Below are 25,191 nucleotides of genomic sequence, written 5' to 3' on the forward strand. Positions count from 1 at the left end.
TCAAGAAGGCACCTGTGAGTGATTTCGCGCCGGCCTTGTCGTCCAGGGGTACCCACCGCGTGGTGTAGCTCAGATCTCGTCGGCTCGCCGTCCGTGCTCCGGCTATCGTCCCAGCCACTGACCCATGTCACGGCATAGGCTTGGACATACCGGCCCTCAGGGGCCCCAACTGACTGTCTCGTGTCTCAAAGGAGTCCTTCATGGCCAACGCCCCCGTCAACATCACCGTCACCGGTGCCGCCGGCAACATCGGCTACGCGCTGTTGTTCCGCATCGCCTCCGGTGCCCTGCTCGGTCCTGACCAGCGCGTGAACCTGCGCCTGCTGGAGATCCCGCAGGCCGTCAAGGCCGCTGAGGGCACCGCCATGGAGCTGTTCGACTCGGCCTTCTCCACGCTCGGCTCCGTGGACATCTTCGACGACCCCGAGCAGGCCTTCGAGGGCGCCAACATCGCCTTCCTGGTCGGCTCCATGCCCCGCAAGGCCGGCATGGAGCGTTCGGACCTGCTTTCCGCCAACGGCGGCATCTTCGGCCCCCAGGGCAAGGCACTGGCAGCCGGCGCCGCCGACGACATCAAGGTCCTCGTGGTCGGCAACCCCGCCAACACCAACGCGCTGATCGCCGCCTCCCATGCAGGCGATATCCCGGCCACCCGCTTCACCGCCATGACCCGCCTGGACCACAACCGGGCCTTGGCTCAGCTTGCCGCCAAGGCCGACTGCCATGTCTCTGACATCGAAAAGGTCGCCATCTGGGGCAACCACTCCACCACCCAGTACCCCGACCTGACCCACGCCACCATCAAGGGCGAGCCGGTCTCCGACATCCTGGCCGACCGTGCCTGGGTGGAGGACGACTTCATCCCCACCGTTGCCAAGCGCGGCGCCGCCATCATTGAGGCCCGCGGCGCCTCCTCAGCCGCCTCCGCGGCCTCGGCCGCCATCGACCACGTGCGCGACTGGTGCCTGGGCACCACCTCTGCGTGGACCTCGGCCGCGGTCATGTCCGACGGCTCCTACGGGGTGCCCGAGGGGATCATCTCCTCCTTCCCCTGCACCGCCGAGAACGGGGAGTGGAAGATCGTCCAGGGCCTGGAGATCGACGACTTCTCCCGCACCAAGATCGACGCCTCTGCCGCCGAGCTGGTTGAGGAGAAGAACGCCGTCGCCGGCATGGGCCTGATCTGATCCGGTCAGTGCCCGCAGGCATTTACTCCGGCCCCGATCCTGGTACTCCAGCAGGATCGGGGCCGGACGCGTCCTGGCATTACCGGTTCTTCGGGTTTGAGGGTGTGGTGGTGGGGTTGTCGCGGGTGTGTGTCGGGGTGGTGGTGGCGTTCGTCCTGCGCCTATGTATGTGCTGCACGATCTTGGTGTGTTGCACGACCACCGCGGGGTCGTGGGACGCGCACGAGGGCTGTGTAGCGTCGCCGGCGATCGCCCGCCCCAGCACATCCGGGGTCGTGGAACGCGCACGAGGGATGTGTAGCGTTGCCCAGGGTCGTGCAAAACGTCGCCCTGGCACGCCGCCCGGCCGTCGAGAATGCCCTCCCGGGCGGCATCCTGGAGGGCCGGGCCACATCGTCGCCGGCCAACCTCACCTCCTCGACGCGTCCCCACCACCGCGCCCACCCGGGCGAACAACAACGCCCAACACCGACAACCACCCCACACACCCGAACGACCACACCCCCAAACCCGAAGAGCCGCATTACCGGGGGAACCGACCGTCAATGGCGGCATTGGCAAGGACCATGTCGGTAGGCGCTACAGTCGGGTCCATGGCACGCCGAGGATCCCGCAATTCCAAGCGTCCCTACGGGGCCGGGCATAGACCACTCGATATGCGCCGACTGGAATCGCTGCCGCGCACGCAAGCAGGCCCCAGGGGCGAGCAGTTTACGGTGCGGCGTGTGCGCGGAGGGGCCAAGACCTATGTCTGCCCCGGATGCAACCAGACGATTCCCGCCGACACGCCGCATATCGTGGCCTGGAGCAACGAGTCGCTGTTCGGGCCGGATCGGGGGCTGGAGGAACGCCGCCATTGGCACACCTCCTGCTGGGACCGCAGCCTGTGGTGAGGCGACTGGTAGCAGCGTTATCAGCCTAATAATCAGGCCAACGGTTCGGGGGATTGCTCCTCCCATCCGGGCAACAACCGCTCCAGTGCCGTGCGCAGGGGCACGATGTCGCCATCGCGGCCGCCTTCACCGATCGTCATGGGAACCGGTTCATCAGTCGGCGTCACCCCGAACAGCCGGTCGCGAATGCCCAGCGGCCGGGTCAGGATGTAGAAGCGCCCCGCGGTGTCTATCGCAACCGACTGGTCCTGACGCAAGTACCAACCGGTCAGTGGGGTGCGTGCCGATCCGCTTCCGTAACCCCTGACTCTCAGCGGCACCGGCTCCAGACCCTCCTCCCGGGCCACGGCAACGAAAAGGGACACGATCCGGGCGGCGCGACGATGCTCCGCCTCCTGCTGGACACCAAGCATGCGTGCCCGCTCCGCCGCCGCTTCACGACGGCGCCGAGTCCAATCCGTGTCCGCTCCTGCTCCCTGCGCGGTGTGGGCGGGTTCCGATGCATCACTGCTGGTGGGGAAGGAGCCGGAATCGGTGATAGGCATACCCGTAGCCTACGAGGCACGGTGGAACTGTGGTATCTACGGCTCAGTTGCCGCACACTAGAAGTATGAGCATTCCCACACAGCCCCCGCAACGCCCTCCCGAAAACACTGTGCCGCCTGCGCTGCGGACGCGCACCGCCAGCCTCGATATAGACCTTGACCCCACCTCCGCGGAGCCCTTCTTCTCCCAGGTCTGTGCAGCGATCGCCGCCGCCATCGACGCCGGAACTCTTCCCGCAGGTACTCGTCTGCCTCCCACACGCGCACTGGCCACCGAACTGAGTATCGCCGTGAATACGGTGGCGAAGGCCTACCGTGAACTCGAAGTACAGGGATACATCGAAGGGCGTGGCCGACGCGGCACCTTCGTCCGCGATCAATCCGGTGTGGCGGGCGAACGCGAAGTGCTGCGCTTTGTGACCACCATGCACTCGCTGGGCATGAGCCTGGACGACGCGCTTGGCATGGTGCGTCGTGCCTGGCCCTGACGGGCGCCGCAGCCGGTCCGCTTACCAGCCGGCCGGCCGCGGCCTTGCGCCCGACAATCGGAGTTAAGACACCGGTCAGGACACCAGCGCGTTGCCGCGTGACGCCTTGGGCTTCTTCTTGGCGGATTCGGCCTGGCCGTCCGGCGCTGCAGCGGACTGTTCTGCGTCGGTACTGGGCGTCGCCTGCGTGGCGGCCTCCTGCGCCCCCACGTCATGCGTCGCCGCCTCGTCGGCGTCGATGTTCATCACCTCGGCGATCACATCGGACAACACCGGGGTCGGTGGCACAGCGCTGCCCAGTACACCGCGCATCTCTTCCAGGTAGTTGGCAACGGAGTCGCGCTGACGCTCCAACTCCTCCACGTCCCGCGCGGCCGCGGACTTCTCCGCGTCGGCATCGGCCCGGGCGTCGTCCACCAGTTGCTTGGCCTCCTCGCGGGCCTGTCGCAGAATCTCCTCCGCCTGCCGGATTGATTCCTCCCGGCGCGCCTGAGCCGACTGATCGGTCTGCGCACGCACCGACTCGGCACGCTCCAGCGCTTCCTGCAACCGGGACTCGGCCTCGGCAGCCTGCACCTGGGCCTGCTCATGCATCTCGGCGATGCGGGCGCGTGTGGATTCGTGAGCGGCGGCGTCCTCCCGGGCGGCGGCCTCGTGGGCGGCGGCGACATCAAGGGTGGTCTGTTGGCGCAGCTCGGCGGCCTCCGCCCGGGCGGAGTCGGCCTCGGCCTGCGCGGTCCGCCGTAGTTCCTCGGATTCGCGGCGCGCCGCGGTTAGCAACTCTTCTGCCTCACTGCGGGCCTTCTCCACGGTGAGGCTGGCCTCCTCGCGGGCGGAGGCGAGCACCGAGTCGGCCTGCTCGGTGGAGGTCCGGCGCAGCTCCTCCGCCTCCTGAGCGGCGGTCTCACGCAAGGAGGTGGTTTCGCGCTCGGAGGATATGGACAGTTCTGCGGCGGCCTTCTTGGCCTCAGCGCGCACGAGTTGGGCCTCCCGCTCCGCTGTGGCACGCATCTCCGTGGCGGCCGATTCGGCGTCCGCGGTGATCTGAGCGGCTCGTCGCTCGGCGGTGCCCACGAGCTCGTCCGCACGCGCCTGGGCATTGGATAGGGTGGTCTCCGCCTCGCTCTCTGAACGGGTACGCAGCTCCGCGGCCTCTCGGCGTGCATCGGACAGGAGCGTCGCCGCCTCGGAGGAACTGCGCTCAGACAGGTTGGCGGCGTTCGCCCGTGTGCGTGTAAGCAGGGCGTTGGCCTCGGCATTGGCCTTGGACAGAACGGAGGCGCTTTGCTCCTCCGCGTTGCGCAGCAGCTGTTCAATACGCGAGCCAAGACCCGCATAGGTCGGTTTATCGGTCTCCCGTAGACGGCGCTGCGCCTCAGCCAGTTCACCGGCCAGGGTCATGGCCCGCTGGTCGAGGCTGGCGACCTCTCTGCGGGCGTCCTTCAACTGGCGGTTGAGCGCTTCCAGGCGTTGATCCACCTGGGCACGGTCATACCCACGCATGGTTACGGCGAACTCTTCGGTGTCCTCGGCCACGTCAAATCTCCTCCTGGGCCGGGTCGGGACGGCCCCACCGCCCCAGGGTAACCCCTGGTCATTCCGCATGGAATCGGCAAGCTCCCACCGTTATCAGGTGTCACGGTCAAACCGCGCCAAGCCCCCTTCGTACCGACCGTTGGGAGTCCAATGGCCGGCCTCATTTGGCGCGTCGGTGGCGCACAACCGGCGTTGGGACCGACTTTGCCCTAGGCTTCCGCTTATGGCGCAGCAAACTGTGATCTTGGCCGGGACCGGTGCGAACCGGCGGCGGTCATGGGATTCTGTCGCCTGGCCGCCTCAGACGTCGTCCCTGCGACGTCCGTGCGAGTCTCGCACGCCCGCCGTCTCTGTCGGCGAGTCCATGTCCACGAGTCCTAGGAGAACCACGTCGTGAAACGACGGATCCTGAGCGTGATTATCGCCGTTCTCGGCCTGATCACCATCGTCCTGGCAGTGTGCTCCGCCACCGTGTGGCGTCCTAGCTCAACTGCCCGTGCCAGCCTCGCCCAGAGCCCAGACCAGCACTATGTGGTCACCGAACCCGGTGTTTTGAGCCTGGTCGACTCCGACGTTGAGGTGACGGCGACGGCCGCCTCGGCGGATCAGCGGGTACTTATCGCAGTCGGCCATGCGCAGGACGTGGAGGCCTGGCTTGCGTCGGATCCCCACATTGTGGTGACCGGCTTGACCGACTGGGACACGCTGTCCTCCGATGTGGTCACCACCTCCTGCCCTCAAGACGGGGCCGCTCCCACCGCCTCCGATGCCGCCGGTGAGAGCACCGCGCAGGCACAGGACCCGGCGTCGGCTGACGCGGACGGATGCACCGCCTTGGAGAACAGCAACGCCGACCCCGCCGACTCCGACCTGTGGATAACCACGAAGTCCGGGACCGGATCGGCCACGCTGGAACTTGACACTGCCGGCTCCGATCTGGTTGTTCTCCTGGCCACCGACGGCTCCTCGAATGCTCCCCAGATGACGCTTTCGTGGCCGCGGCACGTGTCCACCCCGTGGCTGATCCCCGGTCTGGTTCTGGGTGGCCTGCTGCTGCTGGTGGGTGTATTCCTGTTCCTGATCGACATTCAGATGCGCTACGCCGACGAGCAGCGCCGTAGCCGTGCCGCGGACCGGGCGGCGCGTATGGCGCAGGCCGACTCCGTGGCCACGGTGGGTATCCCCCAGATTGGCGATCCGGAGCGCCGGCTCACTCGCCGCGAGCAGCGGGACAAGGAGCGCGCCGAGGCGGCCGGGGAGGAATGGGTCGACCCGCGCACCGGCGCCGTATACGTAGGCGGGGTTCAAGCGCCCGCTGTTCCTCCGGTGTATGAGGCGCCCGACGCGCAGGATCCGTCAGTATCCGACGCCGTGGATGCCTCCGGTCCGGCCCGTGGCAGCGCCGTCGTTCCGGGCCTGGACGTCGAGGCCACAGCCGCCTATCGCTCCACCCGTGACTTGGACGCCGTACAGCCCTTCACTGTCGCCGGTCAGGAGACCGACTCCGTCGGCGCGGAGACGACCGACTTCGACTGGGGCGGATTTGACGGTCTATCGACCTATGAACAGGCCATGGGCGGTGATGGGGCTCGCTACCACGGTGAGTCGGACGTCGACGCCTCCGGTATGAACGAACGCACCGACGAGTCTGACCAGGAGCCCCACGCATGATTACCAGCCGACGCGCTTTGATCACCTCGGCGTCCGCGACCGCGCTCGCCGCCGCCCTTGCCGCCTGCTCCCAGGATGTGCCCACGAATACCGCCGCCACCGGCACCGCCACCCCGCAGCCGGTGCTGGACTCCGAGCGGCTGACTATGATCCTAGAGCGCATCCAGGCCGGCCTGGATGCGGCGGACAAGGATAAGAACGCAGACGCACTGGCCGGTTACCTGACCGGCCCGGCCGCGCGCGTACGCGGCGAGGAGTACGCCGTCGCCAAGGCCACGGCGGATGACACCTTCGTGCACGTCTTCAACACCACCAGCCAGGCGGGGACCGTCGCCCTGGCCGCGGACTTCCCGCGCACGGTGCTCACCATCACCGACTTCGCGGATGATGAGCAGGGCTATCTACTGGCCCTGACCCAGGACTCCGCCCGTGAGAACTACCAGCTGTGGGGCTGGACCCAGTTCTTCGCCGGTGTGGAGATCCCGTCCACCTACGCCCCAGCCATAGGCACCGAGCAGCTAGCTGCGGACGATTCCTCCGATCTGAAGGCCAGCCCGCAGGACGTGCTCGCAGCCTACGTGGATGCACTGAACAATCCCGAAGGCGACAACGGAAAAGCCTTCGCCGACGATGTCTTGCGGCAGCGGATCGCCGCCGAGCGGGCCGTCGACCTGTCCGAGGCGGGAGAAGTCAGCGTAACCGCAGAGGCCGGCTCGGACGGCTTCAAGAGCCTGCGCACCGCTGATGGCGGCGTGATCACCATGACGACTCTGAGCTTCTCCACCGTCTATAAGAAGACAGTGGCCGGTTCGACGCTGTCTCTGGCGGACAGCACCGTGGGCTCCCTGATGGGGGACAACCAGGAGGTGGTGGGCACGGTCACCGCCAAGTACGACGTTATTGTCGCCTTCCTCATTCCGGCGGCGGACGCCGATGCCACCGCCACCGCCCTGGGTATGGACCTCGTGCTGGCCTCGGTGTCCCGTGACGACTCCCAGGCGCCGGCTGAAGACGCGCGGGACTGACGCCCGGGGCGAACGGGCGCGGCTAACGCCATTGTCGAGGACTACGCTCCAGTTCATAAGCGAGCGAATGAACAATTGCGGGCACAGCCCGGGAAAGGCACACCATGAGCATGTTCGGTGCCGTTGACCTGTCCTCCTTCGCGCCCAAGCAGGGCTCGACCCCCGCCGAGCCGGCTGCCGGTGCAGCCCACAATGGCCGACCGGGTGGGCTCGTAGTCGACGTGGATGCACAGAACCTGCGCGAGATCGCCGAGGGCTCGGCCCGCGTGCCGGTTGTGGTGGTGATGCACAGTTCCCGCGCACAGGCGTCGGTGGACCTGGTGGACCTGCTGGAACGACTGGTAGTCGAGTATGCGGGTAGTTTCCAGCTGGCTCGCGTGGATGTTGACGCCGCCCCGGAAGTGGCCCAGGCACTGCAGGTAACTGCGGTGCCCACGGTGGTGGCGCTGATCGCGGGGCAGCCGGTGCCGATGTTCCAGGGCAGTGCGCCCGAGGAGCAGCTGCGCGCCTTGCTGGACCAGCTGCTGGAGGTGGCTGCCCGCAATGGGGTTGACGGCCGCTTGGATCTCGACGCCGCGGCGCACATGGCCGAACCCACCGAGCCGGAGGAGACCGAGGTTGAGCGTCAGGCCCGGGAGGCCATCGAGCGGGGGGATTGGACCGCGGCCGAGAAGGTCTATGAACATGCGATCGCCCAGTCACCGGCGGACGACGACTTGAAGGCGGCGCGCGATCAGATTCGCATGCTGGCCCGCATGGACGGCCAGGACCCGGTGGCGCTGCTGGCTGCGGCCGATGCCCCGGGGGCAGACCTGGACACCCAACTGGCAGGCGCCGACGCCGCTCTCGCCCAGGGCGATGTCAACGCCTGTCTGGGCCGCGCCCTGGAGGCCGTGCGCGCTCACACCGGTGAAGAGCGCGAACGCGCCCGGTTGCGCCTACTGGAGCTGTTCACCATCATCGGGACCACTGCCCCGGAGGTCGCCCGCGCACGTCGACAGCTTGCCACCATCCTTTACTGAGCGGCTGCATCGCCGCTGGCCTGGGCCGGAGCGCTCCGGGAGTGGGGGAGCGCCTTAGGGCCACCGACACTTAGAAAAAAGCATTGATTCCCGCGTGGACCATAACGTCGCGGTAGTCCGACAGGTCCTCGGGATGCAGGGCAGCGACCCCGGCCATTCGGTAGGGACGCCCCAGCAGTGCATACTTGCGCTCGCCGAACTGGTGGAAGGGCAGCAGCTGCACATGCCCGATCCCCAATGCGTGCAGCAGGGCGGAAAAGCCGGCCGCGTCGGCGAGCGTGTCATTGACGCCGGGGATGACGGGGATGCGCACCTGCGTGCGGATGCCGCGCTTCAGTGCGCGGGAGAGATTGCACAGTGGCAGGTCGTTGTAGCTGCCGGTCCACGCCTTGTGCGCCTTGCGGTCGTGGTGCTTGACGTCCATCAGCAGGTAATCGAGGTGACTCAGTGCCCGGTCGAAGAGCTGCGGGGCCACCTGCCCGGTGGACTCCATCGCGGTATGTATGCCGCGTTGCCGCAACTCTTGAAGCAGTGCGGTGGTGAAGGCATGCTGCATCATCGGTTCGCCGCCCGAGACGGTGACGCCACCACCGGACTGCTCAAAGAAGGGGCGATCCGCCTCACACTCCTTGACCACCTCGGCGAGCGTGCGGGTCTGGCCGGCGAGGGTGGTCTCCCCGGTACTGGGGTCGAGGAGGCGTTCGATGCCGGGATTGATCGATTCGGGATTGGCGCACCAGGGGCATGCCAGTGGACAGCCCTTCAGGAAGACCACGGTGCGGATGCCGGGCCCGTCATGCAAGGAGAAGCGCTGAATGTTGAAAACCACGCCGGCAGTAGCCGGGAGTGGGGGCCGGGCCGGCGCGGCGGGGTTCCCGGAAACCATCACCCAACTCCTTTCGATTGAAAGCAGTGTAACTTGTTAACGAAGGACCTTGGGCCTGATTCAAGTTCTCCGACGCCAGTATCCTGGTGATGCCGCTTCAAATGAAGCGCTTCGCAGTTTCGTACGGTAGGAGGCCGGGTGTGAATCCCATGAGCATTCGCCAGACCGCTGTTCTGGAGGCGATCGTCTCCGCCGGACGCATCGCCGTGACCGGGTTGGCGCAGCTGACCGATGTCTCCGCCGTCACCATCCGTAAGGATCTTGACGAGCTGGAGTCCCGGGGTCTGATACGTAGGGAGCGCGGCTACGCCGTACTGGTCTCCGCCGACGACCCGGCCGGTCGGCTCGCCTACCACTACGCGGACAAGGTCCGCATCGCCCGGGCCGCGGCCGGCAGTGTCCGTGACGGGGAGACGGTCATGGTGGAGGCGGGCTCATGCTGCACGCTACTTGCCGAGCAGATCGCCGCGCAGCACTCCGGCACGACGATTATCACCAACTCGGCATTCATCGCAGAGCGGCTGCGTGCCTTCCCATCCACGCGCGTGATCCTCCTGGGCGGCGAGCAGCAGGCGGACTCCCGCGTCATGGTCGGCCCCATGGTCGAGCTGTGCGCCGGGCAGTTCCTGGTAGACCAGCTGTTCATCGGCACCGACGGCTTCGTCTCCGCTCATGGTTTCACTGGCCGCGACTATATGCGTGCAACTGCGGTGCGAGCGCTGGCCGAGCGCGCGGAACGCGTCGTCGTCATAACCGAGTCCGAGAAGCTCGGCGCTCACGGACCGGTCCCGCTGCTGGAGGCCTCGGCCGTATCCACCGTGTGGACGGACTCGGCGGGAGACCTCACCCATCTCACCGCCCTCACCGATGCCGGTGTCCGCGTCGCCGCGGTGTCGGCGGACGGCTCCGTCACCACCCACCCGACCGACGCCGTCGGCGACGCCGCTGCCACCGGGGCAGCCAGACAGCCCGCCCCGGCAAGCCATACGGGCACCGGCGTGCGAGAAGAGGAGTGAACAGATGACAATAACCAGTGTCCCTCACATCCCCATAGGTCTGGGCGGCCCCCACTTCGGCGGACTCACCGAGCGCATGAGCGCCTGGCGTGAGGAGCTCATGGATGCAGAACCCAGTGTCTGCGTCGAACGCGCCGTCATCACCACCCGGACCTACCGGGACAATTCTGATCAGCCGCTGAACATGGTTCGGGCCCTGATGCTAAAGAATGTCCTGGAGCAGATGACCATCTATATCGAGCCTGCCTCCCGCCTGGCCGGAAACCAGGCCAGCACCAACCGGGCGGCGCCCATCATGCCTGAATACGCCATGGACTGGGTCATTGCCGAAGTTGACGAACTCGATCAGCGCCCCGGCGACCGCTTCACGATCTCTGAACATGCCAAGCAGACCTTGAGGGAGATCGCTCCGTTCTGGCGCGGCCGTACCCTCAAGGAGCACGCCCTGGCCCTCATGCCCGCCGACTCCAAGCGTTTCTACGACCTGGGCATCATTCACCCCGAGGGCAATATCACCTCCGGGGACGCCCACATTGCCGTGAACTACCGGCGTCTGCTGGCCGAGGGACTGTCCGCCTATCGGCGGCGCGCCCAGGAGGCTCTCCAAGCCCTGGACCTGGCGGATCCTGCCCAGCTCGAGATGGCCGCCTTCTACCGCAGCCTGATAGTCGTCTTCGACGCCGTCGTCGCCTTCGCTCATAGGTACTCGGCCCTCGCCGAACAGCTCGCCGCCGCCGAGACAGACCCGAGGCGCCAGGGTGAGCTGCGGGAGATGGCCCGTGTGCTGCAGGTGGTTCCCGAGCATCCGGCCACAACCTTCCATGAGGCCGTGCAGTCGATCTGGCTGGTACATGTGGCCCTGCAGATCGAGTCCAACGGACATTCCCTGTCATACGGGCGCCTGGACCAGTACCTGTGGCCCTTCCTGCGCGAGGACCTGGAAGCCCGCCGCGAGAGTGAGGCCTCCGCCACCGAGCTGCTGACCAACCTGTGGTTGAAAACCTTCACCGTCAACAAGATCCGCTCCTGGAGTCACACCCGGTTCTCCGCCGGCAGCCCCCTGTACCAGAACGTCACCATCGGGGGACAGCACGCGGACGGATCCGACGCCGTGAACCACCTGTCCTATCTGATAATGGCCTCTGTGGCGCAGACCCACCTGCCTCAGCCCAATCTGACCGTGCGCTACCACCGCGGGATGAGTGACCACTTCATGAACGAGGCCGTCGAACTCATGCGCCTGGGCACCGGCATGCCGGCCTTCAATAGCGACGAGATCATCATCCCCTCGCTGATTGACCACGGAGTCTCCACAGCCGATGCCCACGACTATTCGGCGATCGGTTGCGTGGAGGTAGCCGTTCCGGGCCGGTGGGGCTACCGCTGCACCGGCATGAGCTTCCTCAACTTCCCCAAGGCGCTCCTGGTCGCCCTGAACGACGGCGTTGACCCCGCCTCCGGTACCCGCCTGGCCCCGGCCTGCGGGCATCTGCGGGAGATGACTTCCTTCGACCAGGTGATGGACGCCTGGGACTGCACCATCAGGGAGTTTCAGCGCCACTGCATCATTCTGGACGCCTCCTGCGACCTGGCCTTGGAGCACAAGGTCCCCGACCTGCTGTGCTCCGGACTGGTGGACGATTGCATCGACCGCGGCAAGACCCTCAAGGAGGGCGGTGCCGTCTACGACTTCGTCTCAGGTCTCCAGGTCGGCATCGCCAATCTCGGCGACTGCCTGGCCGCCATCAAGAAGGTCGTCTTCGAGGACGGCGCCATCACCGGCGCCCAGCTGTGGGACGCCCTCCAGTCCGACTTCGCCGGCAAGGAGGGCGAGCGCATCCGCAAGCTCCTGGTCGCCGCGCCCAAGTACGGCAACGACGACGACTATGTCGATGAACTGCTGGTACGGGCCTACGCCACCGACATCAATGAGATCTTCAAGTACAAGAACTCCCGCTACGGACGTGGTCCTATCGGCGGCACCTACTACGCCGGAACCTCCTCCATATCGGCGAATGTGCCACAGGGCGCCTCCACAGCGGCTACACCCGACGGCCGCCACGCCGGTGAGCCGCTCGCCGAGGGCTGTTCGCCCAGCCACGGTGCCGATGTCAACGGCCCGACAGCCGTATTGAAGTCGGTATCCAAGCTGGACACCGGCCGCATCACCGGCGGGGTACTGCTCAATCAAAAGGTCAATCCGCAGATTCTCACGCGCCCCGAGGATCGGGCCAAGCTCATCGCCATGCTGCGCGCTTTTTTCAACCGGCTCCACGGCTTCCACGTCCAGTACAACGTGGTCGACCGAGCCGTGCTCCTGGACGCTCAGGCGCACCCCGAACGACACCGCGACCTCATCGTCCGCGTCGCCGGCTACAGCGCCTTCTTCGTGGTGTTGTCCAAGCAGACCCAGGACGACATCATCGCCCGCACCGAGCAGAGCCTGTGACGGCCGGCATACATCCACGAGACAGGACAGACCATCATGCAGTTCCTCATTGACGACGCCCGGCCGGATCGGGTCGAGCGGGCGCTGAACACCTTCCCCCTTATCGGGGTCACCACCAATCCCACGATCCTCAGGGCCGCAGGCCTGACGGATTTTGGGCGCGGCCTGCGCACCATTCGGGAGCTGGTCGGTGACGGTGACCTTCACGTTCAGGTCGTGGCCCGGGATACCGCGGGCATGCTGCGGGAGGCCGACGTAATTCGCGAACTGGTGGGCCGGTCCACTCTTATCAAGATTCCGACGACGGCGGCCGGGCTGCCCGCCATGCGCCGGCTCAAGGCGCAGGGCGTGAGGGTGACCGCAACGGCCATCTACTCCACGGCGCAGGGGCTCCTGGCGACGGCGGCCGGTGTGGACTACCTGGCTCCGTATGTGAACCGGATGTCCAATGCGGATGTGGACCCCTATGCGGTGATCGGCGCCCTGCGCCGGGAGATCGACCGTGAGGGCGTGCCCACCCGCATCCTGGCGGCCAGCTTCAAGAACAGCAAACAGGTCACCGATGCGGCTGCTGCTGGCGCGCATACGGCGACTATCGGTGCCGACGTGTTGGACGCCATGCTGGCCCTGCCCCAGGTGGAATCGGCGGTGGACGCGTTTGCGGCCGATTTCCAGGCCGCCTTCTCCGCTCCCGGCATCGCCTGAGGCCTCGCGAGGGTCATGTCCTCGCAGACCGTCCGGGGCCGTCCCACCGCCAAGGGGCGGTGCGACGGTCCCGGGCTGACGGTTCGTACCTTTGGTTGGCGGTTCGGCACTTGGTACCGGCGATTCGTACATTTATGCGACGGTTCGGCACCTAGGGGTACGTACCGTCGTAAGAAAGTACGAATCGTTGACCAGAAGGTACGAACCGTCGCCGGAAGTGCCGAATCGTCGAGCCGTGGGAACGAACCATTAAGCGAGCTACCGAACCTTCCCGCTCGGTGACGGTGATCCACTTACCGCGATCAACCGGACCCGCCGGCGTCCGCTGCGATGTGCGGGAGACACCGCGAGCCGCTGAGATCCACTGCGACTCGCAGCAATCCGCTGCGGTCCGCCGGAGTTCACGGTGATCTACCGCGCACGGCACACGCCAACGGCGCCCGCCCCCAGACGAAGGGGACGGGCGCCGTCGCTACTGGCCGAAGTTCGTAGCTGTCAGGCGATCGGCTGCGGCTCGATGCCCCACACCTTGGCGTAGTCGCTGATGGTGCGGTCGGAGGAGAAACGACCGGAGCGGGTGATGTTCACCCACGCCTTGCGCTGCCAGGCGCGCTGGTCGGCGTAGTCGGCGGCCATGGCGTCCTTCGCCTCCCGGTAGGCGGCGAAGTCGCCGAGCACGTAGTAGACGTCGGCCGGTTCGTTCCCGCCATCCAACAGACTGCGACGCAGATCCGCGAACCAGCCGGAGCCGTTGTCATCCAGGGTGCCGTCGGTGAAGGCATCCAGCACCCGCTTGAGCCCGGGAACGGTCTCGTAGGTGGCGTGCGGATCGTAGGCGGCGCGCAGCGACGGCAGCTCATCCTCGGTGGCTCCGAAGATGTAGGCGTTGTCGTCCCCAACGGCGTCCAGGATCTCCACGTTTGCGCCGTCGAGCGTGCCCAGGGTGAGAGCGCCGTTCATCATGAACTTCATATTGGAGGTGCCCGAGGCCTCCTTGCCGGCCATGGAGATCTGCTCGGAGACGTCCGCGGCAGGGATGATGTGCTCGGCGGGGGAGACGTTGTAGTTGTGGATGAACACGACCTTCAGGGTCTTGGAGACCACCGGGTCATTGTTGACCAGGTCTGCGATGGCGTTGATCAGCTTGATGATGGCCTTGGCGCGGATGTATCCAGGGGCCGCCTTGGCGCCGAAGATGAACACGCGCGGAGGTACCTGCAGCGAAGGGTCTTCCTTCATACGGAAGTACAGGTCCAGGATGTAGATCGCGTTGAGCAGCTGGCGCTTGTACTCGTGCAGGCGCTTGATCTGAACATCGAAGATGGCGTCGGGATCGATCTCAACGCCTTCGCGCTTGGCCACCCAGGCCGCGAAGTCCACCTTGTTGGCGTGCTTGATCTCGGCCAGCCGGTCCAGCAGGGCGTCATCGGCGCCGTCGGTGTGGGTGCTGAGCAGGGACAGGTCCTTGACCCAGGCATCCGAGCCGGTCACCTCGTCCAGCAGCGCGGACAGCCGCGGATTGCACTGGCGTAGCCAGCGGCGCGGAGTCACGCCGTTGGTCTTGTTGTTGAAGCGCTCGGGCCAGACGTCATGCCACTCCTTGAGCGTGTCGCGCTTGATGATCTCGGTGTGCAGCGCGGCCACACCGTTGATCGAGTAGGAGGCGTAGCAGGCGATCCAGGCCATGCGGACCTTGTCCCCGGCCAGGGGGGCCATGTAATCAATGCGCATCTGGTCGACGCCGCGCTTGGCCATGTCCTGGCGGAAGCGACGGTCGATCTCACGGACGATCTCGGTGATGCGCGGGAACAGGCGCTCGAAGATGGACATCTCCCAGGTTTCCAGAGCCTCGGCCAGCACCGTGTGGTTGGTGTAGGCGAAGGTCTTGGTGACGATCGCCCAGGCCTGGTCCCACCCCAGGTGGTGGACGTCCATGAGCAGGCGCATAAGCTCAGGAATGGCAAGCACCGGGTGGGTGTCATTGAGCTGGATGGAGTTGAAGTCGGCAAAGCCGCTCAGGTCCTCGCCGTGGTGGGTGACGTAGTTGTCGACGATCTCCTGCAGGGAGGCCGAGCAGAAGAAGTACTGCTGGCGTACCCGCAGCACCTTGCCCTCATAGGTGGTGTCGTTGGGGTAGAGCACGCGGGAGATGTCCGCGGTGCGCTCGCGCTCAACGATCGCGTCGGTAAAGCGCTGGGAGTTGAAGGCGTCGTAGTCGAATTCCTCCATCGGCTCGGCCCGCCATAGTCGCAGCGTCACCACGTTCTTGGTGCCATAACCGGTGATCGGCATGTCGTAGGGGACGGCGCGCACGGTCAGGTCGTCATAACGCACAATGCGCTGCGCCTCCTCGCGGCGAACCACGAAGGGATAGCCGTCCTCCATCCACGGGTCGGGGTGCTCAGTCTGGAAACCGTCCTCGAACAGCTGCTTGAACAGGCCGTAGCGGTAAAGGATGCCGTAGCCGGCCACGGGTAGGTCCAAGGTGGCGCAGGAGTCCAGGAAGCAGGCGGCCAGGCGTCCCAGGCCCCCGTTGCCAAGAGCGGCGTCGGGCTCCTGCTCAAGGATATCGGTGAGGTTCTGCCCGAAGGCGTTGACGGCCCGGGTGGCCTCCTCGACCAGACCCAGGTTGGTCAGGTTGTTCAGCAGTGCGCGTCCCTCGAGGAACTCGGCGGAGAAGTAGTGCTCCATCCTGCTGGCGCGATACTTCTGCTCGGTGGCGTACCAGTCGTCAGCGATGGCGTCGACGACGGCGGCGGACAGGCCCTGCCACACTTCCATCTGCGTGGAGGCGCCGGCGGGACGACCAGAGGCGGACCGGACCTGCGACGGCACGGCCTGGACCAGGTTCTGCGTCATTCTTCTTCCCTTGTCAGACTACGGATGCCACCGTTGCAATGGGGCTGCAACGGCAGAAAAGGGTACATATCGTGTGTCTCGCTACTGGGCGGGGACCGCACACATGCACGCACCCGGACCATACCGGTCTCGGCGACGTCACCGGGCCGGTTTGTTGGTCACACCGGTGTGGTCGTGACCGCGACCGGCGGCGCGGATGCCGTTGATCGGCGTCATAAGGGCCGAGAGGTCGCCTGCGTCGGCGGGTGTGAGACGCGCCGGGCCGCCCGGCTCACGCTAGTGTGATCATCGTGAGCGGAGAAACTGCACATGGCCCAAATGCGGATGCGACGGCGATGCGTGCCGGTTGGGTGTGCGCGGAGCTGGGGCCGCGAAAGATCGAGGGCACCTATGGCATCGTCCCCCTGGAGACACTGCCGACGCTGAATGTCCGGTTCGACGGCGACTTCGACTGGCTGACCGGGCCGGAGGGGGCTACGCCGGACCTGCCCGACCGGGTGACCGAATGCGACGTCCTACAGGCGCAATTGCATGCCCTGGGACTCGAGCTGCCCGAGGACTTGAGACTCTACCTGTGCTGCTCAGCGGTGTGCGCCCGGATGGACGACGAATCGACGACCGGGTGCTGGACGGATCCTTCGCCTGTGCTGCGGCCCGTAGGACACCCTCATGCCGCCTGTGTCCGCTTCCTGAGCGACCAGCAGGACTGCACCGCCTGGTACTGCTGGATCACTCCCGAGGACGGTTGGGTCGTGGCCCTGTGGACCCGGGACGACGCGGCCGAGGAGGCGATGTGGCGCGCCCTGGACACTGCACTGGAGCAGGACGAGACCGCCGAGCCCTTGGACGCCGCGATAGAACTGGTCGACGACGTTTCCGTGTGGGTGGCGCCCAGCGTCGAAGCCTTCGTCTACCGGACCCTGCTGGAGTGCCGGGCCTGGCACCTGCTCCACCCACGGCGGGGGCGCGGCCCGGATGAACAAATCCTCGGAGGGGGACCAGGCGTCGCGGAGGTACGGGACTACCTCGACCAAATGGCGCACTGGCCACCGGAGTAGACGAGGTCGTCACGCACCGCGAGGGGCCCGGCGGCGCTGAAGCGCCGCCGGGCCCCTGCGTCAAGCGGGTGGTTACCCGCCCGCTTCGTGGGTCAGTCTCGCGAAGGCCGCAGGAAGATGGCGCCCATCGGGGGGACCCGCAGCCGCACCGAGGCGGGACGACCGTTCCAGGGCAGCTCCTCGGCCTCGACATGACCGAGGTTGCCCACGCCGGAACCGCCGTACTCGGGGGCGTCGGTGTTGATGACCTCGTCCCAGCCGCCGGCGAAGGGCAAGCCCACCCGGTACCCCTCATGCGGGGTGCCGGCGAAGTTGACGATCACCGCCACCAGGTCGGAACGCCCGTCCGGCCCGGTGCCCTTGCGCAGGTAGGACAGGACGTTGTGGTCGCCGTCGCCCGCCTCGATCCACTCAAAGCCGCGGTGGGAGAAGTCGTCGGACCACAGGGCGGGGGAGTCCTTGTAGAAGGCGTTCAGGTCGGTCACCAGCCGCAGCAGGCCGGTGTGTCCCGGATCGTCCAGGATCCACCAGTCCAGGGAGTTGTCCGAGTTCCACTCCGATCCCTGCCCGAACTCCTGGCCCATGAACAGCAGCTGCTTGCCGGGATGCGACCACTGGTAGGCGTACAGGGCGCGCAGGCCGGCCAGTTCCTGCCAGGCGTCGCCGGGCATCTTGGACAGCAGCGAGCCCTTGCCGTGCACTACCTCGTCGTGGCTCAGTGGCAGGATGAACTGCTCGGAGAAGGCGTACACCAGGGAGAATGTCAGTTCCCCGTGGTGGTAGCGCCGGTTGATGGGTTCCTCGTCCAGGTAGCGCAGGGTGTCGTTCATCCAACCCATGTTCCACTTCAGGCCGAAACCCAATCCGCCGTACTCGGTGGGGGCGGTCACGCCCGGCCAGGCGGTGGACTCCTCGGCGATCATGACCGTGCCGGGGTTCTTCCGATAGGCGGTAGCGGTGGCTTCCTGCAGGAAGCTGATGGCCTCCAGATTCTCCCTACCGCCGAACTGGTTGGGGTGCCACTGGCCCTCCTCGCGGGAGTAGTCCAGGTAGAGCATGGAGGCGACGGCGTCCACGCGCAGACCGTCGATGTGGAACTCTCCCAGCCAGTACAGGGCGTTGGCCACCAGGAAGTTGCGCACCTCATTGCGGCCGAAGTTGAACACGTAGGTGCCCCAGTCGGGGTGTTCGCCGCGCTGAGGGTCCGGGTCCTCATACAGGGCGGTGCCGTCGAAGCGCGCCAGCGCCCATTCGTCCTTGGGGAAGTGGGCGGGAACCCAGTCAAGGATGACGCCGATGCCGGCCTGGTGGAGCTGGTCCACCAGGTACCTGAAATCATCCGGAGTTCCGAATCTCGCGGTGGGGGCGTAGTAGCCGGATACCTGGTAGCCCCAGGAGCCGCCGAAGGGGTGTTCGGCCACGGGCATAAACTCCACATGGGTGAAGCCGGCGTCCTTGACGTAGGGGACCAGCTCATCGGCCAGACCGCGGTACCCCAGACCCTGCCGCCAGGAGCCGATATGCACCTCGTACACGCTCATCGGCCCGGAGTGCGGGTCGGTGACGGCGCGGCGGGACATCCAGTCCTCGTCGCCCCACTCGTGGAAGCGGTCGGTGACCACGGAGGCGGTGGCGGGCGGGACCTCGGTGGCCCGGGCCATCGGGTCGGCCTTCTGGTGCCAGGAGCCGTCCTGGAAGCACAGTTCGAACTTGTAGCGGGCACCCACACCCACGCCGGGGATGAATAATTCCCACACCCCGGAGGAGCCCAGGGAGCGCATGGCGGAGGCGGTGCCGTCCCAGTAGTTGAAGTCGCCGACCACGCGCACGGCCCGTGCGTTGGGCGCCCATACGGCGAAGGCGACACCCTCGACGTCCCCCATGGTGCCGGAGTAGTGCTTGATGCGGGCGCCCAGCACCTCCCAAAGCTCCTCATGGCGGCCCTCAGAGATGAGATAGGTGTCCATCTCGCCCAGGGTCGGTAGGAACCGATAGGGGTCGTCAACGGTGATGGTCTCCTCCCCGTAGGTCACTTTGATCCGGTAGTCCGGGATCTCATCCCCGGGAACAACGGCAACCCAAACGCCGTCCTGTTCGTGCCGGGCCGGATAGGAGCCCGTGGGCGTGACGACGACGACTGCGTCGGCGAGGTGGCGCACCGTGCGGATGGTCACGCCTTCGGCGCCGACATGGGCGCCCAGGACCTCGTGCGGATTGTGATACCGGGCGTAGGCGACATCCGCGAGGACCCAGGGGTCCACCGGGACGGGCGCGGGGCCGGCGGCATCCGGCGGTGGGGCGTCGTTGGATTCGTGGGTGGGTTCGGGGCTGGTGACGTCGGTCATGTTCTCACTCTCCCATGCGGTGACCGGCTGAGGGGGGACTTTATACCGGTGCAACCCGGCGTGGAGGACGCATCTCGCGCCTCGCTGACTGCGCACAAGGCGATTGAGCGTCAGGTGGTTAGAATCACCTCCATTCCATGCAGGGGAATCGAGAGCCAGTCGGGGCGGTTGCGGGCCTCGTAGACCGCCTCGTACAGGGCCTTATCTAACTCGAGGGCGTTGAGCAGCGTTGTCCGCTTACTATCTCGCCCGGGGCCGCCTCCGTTGACGGCTGCTGGACGAGCGGCCCAATAGCCGTCCAGGAAAGCGCCGCGAACCGCATTCAACCAGTCGGGGTGGGACGCGTGGCCGACCTCGGCGGCGTAGTCGAAGGAACGCAGCATTCCAGCCACGTCCCGCAGGGGCTGGCCCGGGCGGCTACGCTCGGCCAACGGGCGCAGCGGCTCGCCCTCGAAGTCCAGTACATACCAGCAGCCTTCGTCTACGGCGTTAAGCACCTGCCCCAGGTGGTAGTCGCCATGCACCCGTGTGGCCGGCTCCAGGCGGTCCAGCGCCGCCAGCTCGGTCAGAACCGTCTCTACGCGTGCGCGCAGAGACGGCAGTCGGATTTCCAGCTCGGGCACCTCGGCCATCGCCCAGTCGGCTCGCGCGCGCAGTGCCGCGGCCAACTCGGCGGGCACGGGCGGTGGGGTGGTGCCCATGGCTGCGGCCAGGTGGGCGTGCATCTGGGCGGTGGTCTCGCCCAGGTCGCGCGCCAGGGCGAGGCTCCGCCGGCGCTGTGGCCCGTTCAGGTCATCAGCGCCGGCAAGCGCGCAGAACAGTTCGAAGCCGTCATCAGCCCGGGGGATGAAGGTGCAGGCCACCGCCGTGTCGGCGGACTGTTCGACGCCGCTGTCCGGGTCGGTCCAGGTCTGCGTGGTCCAAGCCACCGGGGTGCGTACTCGCTCCCAGCCGTTGCGCGCCAGCGCAACCGACACCTCCACGTCCGGGTTACGTCCCGGCGCGAGCACGCGAAACAACTTGACGATCAGGTCCCCCGTGGCCGCGTCCGCGTCCCCCGCCGCAGGATTGTCGCCCGGAGCGGGCATGACCACGGAGGTGTTGGACTGCTCTGCGGTGGTCACCCGCAGCCGGTCGGCGCGCTGCGCAATCGCCGCCGCTCCAGCCTTGCCGAGCGTAGTTCCGGCCGCGAGGGCCGCCTGCGCCCAGGCACGCCAGAAGCGCGGGTGATGGGCGCCGTCGACCAGTGCCACCTGTACGGCAGACCGGTCCGCTACGGCGGTATCGGGGTAGGGCAGGATGAAACCCGCATTGCCATCGGCCTCGCCGACGGCGGTGAAGTCGGCCAGTGCGGCGGCCGATTCCAGCACCAAAGGCACGTGCATGAGAACTGGCTCCCCCTCCGCGCGGGGAACCGCTACCAGCAGATCGTGCACGCCGTCGGCCAACTCCCACCGGCGCACGATACTCAAGGGCCCTTGTAAGGGTTCGCCCTTGAGAGGGAACCAACGGCGCTGTCCCATCCAGGCCTCCAATGCCGGCAGCAGGGCGGCATCATCGGGCCAGGTCGGGGGGCAGGGGACGGCACTGATCGGGCCGCTCATAAGCCCTCCCCGGGGGACACCCTCAGCCACCGGTAACCGTGCGCGGGCAGTGCGGCGGTCAACCGCCCCCGGGCGTCGATGGCGGGCGACGCCGTCGCCGAGTCCGCGGCCAACACGGTGTGTGTGCTGCAACCGGCTAGCTCGGGTACCTCCACCACTGCCTCGCAGGGACGGTTGGCCAGATTCGCCAGGCACAGCAGCGTCTCGCCGTCGTTGGTCTCACTGGCGTCGCCACCCGGGGGAGTGTCGGCACGGGTGTGGGCCAGGACGGCGGCGTCGGAGGCCGGGCGCAGGTGAAAGTCCCCACGCCCCAGGACGGGATGCTCGCGCCGCACCCGCAGCACGTCCTTTAGGAAGTGCAGCAGCGACTCCGGCTCTTCCAGTGCGTCGGCCACGCAGCGTTCGGCGTAGTCGACGGCAGAGATCAGCGGCAGGGTCAGCTCGGCCGGATCCGCACAGGCGGAGAAGCCCATATTCGCCGAGTGGTCCCACTGCATGGGGGTGCGCACCGCATCGCGATCGGGCAGCCAGATGTTCTCCCCCATGCCGATCTCGTCGCCGTAGTACAGGCAGGGCGAGCCGGGCAGCGACAGCAGCAGCACGTGGGCCAACTCCAGCTCGGCGCGTGAATCGCCCAACAGGGGGGCCAGGCGCCGGCGAATACCGACATTGGCGCGCATGCGCGCCTGTGGCGCATACCAGTGGTACATGCGCTCTCGCTCGGCTTCCGTGACCATTTCCAGGGTCAACTCATCGTGATTGCGCAGGAAGGTGCCCCACTGGCCGTGCGGCGGAATCGGCGGGGTCGCCTGAAGCACCTCGCGGATTGCCGTGGCCTCACCCTCGCGCAGTGAGGAGAAGATGCGCGGCATGACGGGGAAATGGAAGCACATGGTGCATTCGGGTGCCTGCGGGGTGCCAAAGTAGGCCACAACGTCCTGCGGCCACTGATTGGCCTCCGCAATGGTGATGGTGCCTGGGAACTCCCGGTCGAGCATTTCCCGCAGGCCGGCGATCAGGTGATGCGTTCCGGGCAGATTCTCGCAGTTGGTGCCCTCCCGCTCCACCAGGTATGGGATGGCATCCAGGCGGAACCCGTCCACTCCGGTGCGTGCCCAGAACCGCACCACCTCGTGGACCGCGTCAACCACCTCCGGGTTGTCGTAGTTCAAGTCCGGCTGGTGGGAGAAGAAGCGGTGCCAGTAGTACTGGCCACGCAACTCGTCAAAGGCCCAGTTCGAGCGCTCGGTGTCCACGAAGATGATGCGCGCGTCGGCGTAGCTCGAGTCGTCATCCGCCCACACGTAGAAGTCCCCGTAGGGACCGTCCGGGTCGCGGCGGGAGGCCTGAAACCAGGGGTGGGCGTCGGAGGTGTGGTTCAGCACCATGTCGATGACGACGCGGATGCCCCGCTCATGTGCTTGCGTCACCAGGGCGCGGAAGTCATCCATCGTCCCGTAGCGGGGGTCTACGCCGGTGTAGTCGGCGATGTCGTAGCCGCCGTCGCGCATGGGCGACGGGTAGAAGGGCGGGATCCAGATCGCGTCCACCCCCAGCCAGGCCAGGTAGTCCAGCCGCGAGGCCAGTCCGCGGAAGTCGCCGACGCCATCGCCATTGGAGTCCGCGAAGGAGCGCAGCAGCGCCTCGTAGAACACCGCGGTGCGGAACCAGTCCGGGTCTGGGCGCAGGCCGGGCCGTGGCTGGGCGGGGAGGTTGGGAACACCGGGAACGCTCACTGGGCTCCTTAATACTGATCGTTGATGATTCGGTGCCGGTCGATCGCGGTGGTCACAGTGGCTCGACGCTGAAGACGTGGGCGACGCGTCCCGCAAACGGGTCCAAACGCACATAGTTCTGTCCGGACCAGTCGTAGGTGTCACCGGTCAACTCATCGGTTACCCGCAGCACCGGCTGAGAACCATCCACCCAGCCGGGCAGGCCCAGCTGTTCCAGATTCAGATAGATCTCTCCCTCGCGGGCACCATAGGGGTCCAGGTTGACCACCACGAGCACAACGTCGTCCTTGCCGGTGGCGCTGTGGGCGGCGTCGACCCGCTTAGAGTAGGCGATCAGCGAATCATCGCTGGTGGCGTGGAACCAGACGTCGCGCAACTGCTGCAGCGCCGGGTGGGCATGGCGGGCTGCGTTCAGGCGGGTGAGCAGGTCTTCGATGCCATTGACGCGGGCGGCGCCGAAGTCGCGCTGTTTGAATTCGTACTTCTCGTTGTCGATCTGCTCCTCAAATCCGGGCCGCGGCACGGACTCGGCCAATTCGTAGCCGGAGTAGATGCCCCAGGTGGGCGACATGGTGGCGGCCAGCACCGCCCGCAGTTTGAAGGCGGGAACCTTCCCGTTGGTCATGAAGGGGGTGAGGATGTCGTGAGTAGTTGGCCAGAAGGTGGGCCGCATGATGTGGGCGGTCTCCTGAGACAACTCCACCAGGTAGTCGGTCAGCTCCTTCTTGGTGTTGCGCCAGGCAAAGTAGGTGTAGGACTGGTGGAAGCCGATCTTCGCCAGGGTGCGCATCATGGCGGGACGGGTGAAGGCCTCCGCCAGGAACAGTACCTCCGGGTTGTCCGCGCGCACCTGCCGAATGAGACGCTGCCAGAAGGGCAGGGGCTTGGTGTGCGGGTTGTCCACACGGAAGATCGTTACCCCGTGGCTGATCCAGGTACGCACCACCTGCAGGATCGCCTGGTAGATGCCCTCGGGGTCGTTGTCGAAGTTGAGGGGGTAGATATCCTGGTACTTCTTGGGCGGGTTCTCCGCATAAGCAATGGAACCGTCGGCCAGGATCGTGAACCATTCCGGATGCTCGGACACCCAGGGGTGGTCGGGCGAGCATTGCAGTGCCAGGTCCAGGGCCACCTCCATGCCCAGTTCACGGGCGCGCATCACCAGGGCGTCGAAGTCCTCGAAGGTGCCCAGCTCGGGATTGATGGCGTCGTGGCCGCCATCTGGCGAGCCGATACCGTAGGGGGATCCGGGATCCTCGGGCTGGGCGTTCAGCGTGTTGTTGCGGCCTTTGCGGTTAGTGGTGCCGATGGGCGAGATCGGGGTCAGATACAGCACGTCGAAACCCATGGCGGCGATGCGGTCTAGTCGGCGGGCGGCCGACTGCAGGGTCCCGGTGTGCCAGACGCCATTGTCATCCTTACGGGCGCCCAGCGAACGCGGGAAGATCTCATACCACGAGCCGGACAGGGCGCGGCGCCGGTCGACCTGCAGGGGGTAGGTGGCCGATGGGGAGACATGGTCGCGCAATGGCAGTCGGTCCAGGACTGCGGTCACTTCCTCGGACAGGCCGGCGGCCAGACGTTCTGTGGCTGAGGCGGCCTGGTCGCGCAGCGCAACTGCGGCATTCAGCAACACCTCTGCATCGGCCTCCTCACGGCCCTCCACGGAGGCCGCGCGCTCCAGTACGCGCGCCCCCTCCTCCAGCATGAGGTCGACGTCGACGCCGGCGGGCACCTTCACCCCGGCGTCGTGCGCCCAGGTTCCGTAAGGGTCCGACCACCCGTCCACGCGGATGCCCCAGTCGCCCGGGGCGTCAGCGGCCAGGTGCGTCTCGTATCGGTCCAGGCCGATGCCGACCTCGTACATGCGGGCACTGGGGCCATCGCTGCCGTCGGGGCGGACCAACACGGCGGTGGCACCGAAACGGTCGTGCCCCTCCCGGAAAACCGTGGCTCGGATCGGGAAGACCTCTTCTGGCACCGCCTTGGCGGGCCAGCGGCCGTCCTCGACGACAGGGAATACCTCTGTCACTGGGATGCGGCCGACCGGGGCGTAGGGCGCCGGCCGCGGAACCTCTGCGGGTGCGGGCGTCGCCGGGTCGGCGGGGGCTACGTGGCTGGTGGGCGTCGTCTTCGCCGTGCGCGGCGTCGTGTTAGGGGTCACAG

The 25,191-nt window shown here is 66.8% G+C and carries 18 protein-coding genes; 10 read left to right on the plus strand and 8 right to left on the minus strand.

The window, feature by feature from the left end:
• Nucleotides 1-200 precede the first annotated feature (200 nt).
• Nucleotides 201-1,187 (plus strand): malate dehydrogenase, encoded by a 987-nt coding sequence (locus CWT10_RS06480; protein ID WP_103063137.1) that lies wholly within the window; start codon nt 201-203, stop codon nt 1,185-1,187.
• Nucleotides 1,188-1,780: 593 nt separating this feature from the next.
• A complete protein-coding gene (locus tag CWT10_RS06485; protein WP_103063136.1) occupies nt 1,781-2,080 on the plus strand; it encodes a hypothetical protein in 300 nt (99 codons plus the stop codon).
• A 32-nt stretch (nt 2,081-2,112) separates the two neighbouring features.
• Here CWT10_RS06485 and CWT10_RS06490 read toward each other — a convergent pair whose 3' ends face one another.
• Complete coding sequence (locus CWT10_RS06490) at nt 2,113-2,625, minus strand: hypothetical protein (RefSeq protein WP_103063135.1); 513 nt, start codon at nt 2,623-2,625, stop codon at nt 2,113-2,115.
• A 65-nt stretch (nt 2,626-2,690) separates the two neighbouring features.
• On the opposite strand from CWT10_RS06490, the gene CWT10_RS06495 reads away from it, so the two are divergent.
• Nucleotides 2,691-3,113 carry a GntR family transcriptional regulator gene (locus CWT10_RS06495; RefSeq protein ID WP_103063134.1) on the plus strand — a complete coding sequence of 141 codons (423 nt, stop codon included), beginning with the start codon at nt 2,691-2,693 and terminating at the stop codon, nt 3,111-3,113.
• Nucleotides 3,114-3,188: 75 nt separating this feature from the next.
• Here CWT10_RS06495 and CWT10_RS06500 read toward each other — a convergent pair whose 3' ends face one another.
• Nucleotides 3,189-4,649, minus strand: coding sequence for a DivIVA domain-containing protein (locus CWT10_RS06500; RefSeq protein WP_128683325.1), 1,461 nt, complete (start codon nt 4,647-4,649; stop codon nt 3,189-3,191).
• Nucleotides 4,650-5,042: 393 nt separating this feature from the next.
• On the opposite strand from CWT10_RS06500, the gene CWT10_RS06505 reads away from it, so the two are divergent.
• From CWT10_RS06505 to CWT10_RS06515, 3 genes are all read left to right on the plus strand, one after another.
• Nucleotides 5,043-6,320, plus strand: a complete 1,278-nt coding sequence (locus tag CWT10_RS06505) for a hypothetical protein (RefSeq protein ID WP_174721942.1) — start codon at nt 5,043-5,045, stop codon at nt 6,318-6,320.
• Complete coding sequence (locus CWT10_RS06510; RefSeq protein WP_103063133.1) at nt 6,317-7,345, plus strand: hypothetical protein; 1,029 nt, start codon at nt 6,317-6,319, stop codon at nt 7,343-7,345. The genes CWT10_RS06505 and CWT10_RS06510 overlap by 4 nt, the downstream gene beginning before the upstream one ends.
• A gap of 104 nt (nt 7,346-7,449) precedes the next feature.
• The gene (locus CWT10_RS06515) at nt 7,450-8,367 is read left to right on the plus strand and encodes a tetratricopeptide repeat protein (protein ID WP_103063132.1); all 918 of its coding nucleotides are present in this window, start codon (nt 7,450-7,452) and stop codon (nt 8,365-8,367) included.
• 70 nt (nt 8,368-8,437) lie between these two features.
• Here CWT10_RS06515 and CWT10_RS06520 read toward each other — a convergent pair whose 3' ends face one another.
• Nucleotides 8,438-9,253, minus strand: coding sequence for a radical SAM protein (locus tag CWT10_RS06520; RefSeq protein WP_103063131.1), 816 nt, complete (start codon nt 9,251-9,253; stop codon nt 8,438-8,440).
• 149 nt (nt 9,254-9,402) lie between these two features.
• Between CWT10_RS06520 and CWT10_RS06525 the strand changes: the two genes are divergently transcribed.
• From CWT10_RS06525 to CWT10_RS06535, 3 genes are read left to right on the plus strand one after another with little or no spacing between them, the layout of a single operon-like run.
• On the plus strand, nt 9,403-10,269 hold the full coding sequence (locus CWT10_RS06525) for a DeoR/GlpR family DNA-binding transcription regulator (protein ID WP_168190761.1): 867 nt from the start codon (nt 9,403-9,405) through the stop codon (nt 10,267-10,269).
• A 4-nt stretch (nt 10,270-10,273) separates the two neighbouring features.
• Nucleotides 10,274-12,718 (plus strand): glycyl radical protein, encoded by a 2,445-nt coding sequence (locus CWT10_RS06530; RefSeq protein WP_103063129.1) that lies wholly within the window; start codon nt 10,274-10,276, stop codon nt 12,716-12,718.
• 36 nt (nt 12,719-12,754) lie between these two features.
• Nucleotides 12,755-13,423 (plus strand): fructose-6-phosphate aldolase, encoded by a 669-nt coding sequence (locus CWT10_RS06535; RefSeq protein ID WP_103063128.1) that lies wholly within the window; start codon nt 12,755-12,757, stop codon nt 13,421-13,423.
• A gap of 495 nt (nt 13,424-13,918) precedes the next feature.
• On the opposite strand, the gene CWT10_RS06540 is transcribed toward CWT10_RS06535, so the two are convergent.
• Nucleotides 13,919-16,282 carry a glycogen/starch/alpha-glucan phosphorylase gene (locus CWT10_RS06540; RefSeq protein ID WP_103063127.1) on the minus strand — a complete coding sequence of 788 codons (2,364 nt, stop codon included), beginning with the start codon at nt 16,280-16,282 and terminating at the stop codon, nt 13,919-13,921.
• A 290-nt stretch (nt 16,283-16,572) separates the two neighbouring features.
• On the opposite strand from CWT10_RS06540, the gene CWT10_RS06545 reads away from it, so the two are divergent.
• Nucleotides 16,573-17,340, plus strand: a complete 768-nt coding sequence (locus CWT10_RS06545) for a hypothetical protein (protein ID WP_128683326.1) — start codon at nt 16,573-16,575, stop codon at nt 17,338-17,340.
• A gap of 92 nt (nt 17,341-17,432) precedes the next feature.
• Here the strand turns inward: CWT10_RS06545 and glgB are convergent, their stop codons facing one another.
• The 4 genes from glgB to CWT10_RS06565 all read right to left on the minus strand — a co-directional run bounded on the left by glgB (nt 17,433) and on the right by CWT10_RS06565 (nt 25,189).
• Nucleotides 17,433-19,685, minus strand: a complete 2,253-nt coding sequence (gene glgB / locus CWT10_RS06550; RefSeq protein WP_233188148.1) for a 1,4-alpha-glucan branching protein GlgB — start codon at nt 19,683-19,685, stop codon at nt 17,433-17,435.
• A gap of 110 nt (nt 19,686-19,795) precedes the next feature.
• Nucleotides 19,796-21,289, minus strand: coding sequence for a phosphotransferase (locus CWT10_RS06555; RefSeq protein ID WP_103063125.1), 1,494 nt, complete (start codon nt 21,287-21,289; stop codon nt 19,796-19,798).
• Nucleotides 21,286-23,025, minus strand: coding sequence for a maltose alpha-D-glucosyltransferase (gene treS / locus CWT10_RS06560; RefSeq protein WP_233188147.1), 1,740 nt, complete (start codon nt 23,023-23,025; stop codon nt 21,286-21,288). The genes CWT10_RS06555 and treS overlap by 4 nt, the downstream gene beginning before the upstream one ends.
• 52 nt (nt 23,026-23,077) lie before the next feature.
• Nucleotides 23,078-25,189, minus strand: coding sequence for an alpha-1,4-glucan--maltose-1-phosphate maltosyltransferase (locus CWT10_RS06565; RefSeq protein ID WP_103063123.1), 2,112 nt, complete (start codon nt 25,187-25,189; stop codon nt 23,078-23,080).
• Between the last annotated feature and the right edge of the window lie 2 nt (nt 25,190-25,191).

The organism is Actinomyces qiguomingii (assembly GCF_004102025.1).
GTDB classification, from domain to species: domain Bacteria; phylum Actinomycetota; class Actinomycetes; order Actinomycetales; family Actinomycetaceae; genus Actinomyces; species Actinomyces qiguomingii.

Excerpts from the sequence above, each read along its gene's own strand:
- CWT10_RS06480 (WP_103063137.1), top strand. The coding sequence starts at position 201 with ATGGCCAACGCCCCCGTCAACATCACCGTCACCGGTGCCGCCGGCAAC.
- CWT10_RS06485 (WP_103063136.1), top strand. The coding sequence starts at position 1,781 with ATGGCACGCCGAGGATCCCGCAATTCCAAGCGTCCCTACGGGGCCGGG.
- CWT10_RS06490 (WP_103063135.1), bottom strand. The coding sequence starts at position 2,625 with ATGCCTATCACCGATTCCGGCTCCTTCCCCACCAGCAGTGATGCATCG.
- CWT10_RS06495 (WP_103063134.1), top strand. The coding sequence starts at position 2,691 with ATGAGCATTCCCACACAGCCCCCGCAACGCCCTCCCGAAAACACTGTG.
- CWT10_RS06510 (WP_103063133.1), top strand. The coding sequence starts at position 6,317 with ATGATTACCAGCCGACGCGCTTTGATCACCTCGGCGTCCGCGACCGCG.
- CWT10_RS06515 (WP_103063132.1), top strand. The coding sequence starts at position 7,450 with ATGAGCATGTTCGGTGCCGTTGACCTGTCCTCCTTCGCGCCCAAGCAG.
- CWT10_RS06520 (WP_103063131.1), bottom strand. The coding sequence starts at position 9,253 with ATGGTTTCCGGGAACCCCGCCGCGCCGGCCCGGCCCCCACTCCCGGCT.
- CWT10_RS06525 (WP_168190761.1), top strand. The coding sequence starts at position 9,403 with ATGAGCATTCGCCAGACCGCTGTTCTGGAGGCGATCGTCTCCGCCGGA.
- CWT10_RS06530 (WP_103063129.1), top strand. The coding sequence starts at position 10,274 with ATGACAATAACCAGTGTCCCTCACATCCCCATAGGTCTGGGCGGCCCC.
- CWT10_RS06535 (WP_103063128.1), top strand. The coding sequence starts at position 12,755 with ATGCAGTTCCTCATTGACGACGCCCGGCCGGATCGGGTCGAGCGGGCG.
- CWT10_RS06540 (WP_103063127.1), bottom strand. The coding sequence starts at position 16,282 with ATGACGCAGAACCTGGTCCAGGCCGTGCCGTCGCAGGTCCGGTCCGCC.
- glgB (WP_233188148.1), bottom strand. The coding sequence starts at position 19,685 with ATGACCGACGTCACCAGCCCCGAACCCACCCACGAATCCAACGACGCC.
- CWT10_RS06555 (WP_103063125.1), bottom strand. The coding sequence starts at position 21,289 with ATGAGCGGCCCGATCAGTGCCGTCCCCTGCCCCCCGACCTGGCCCGAT.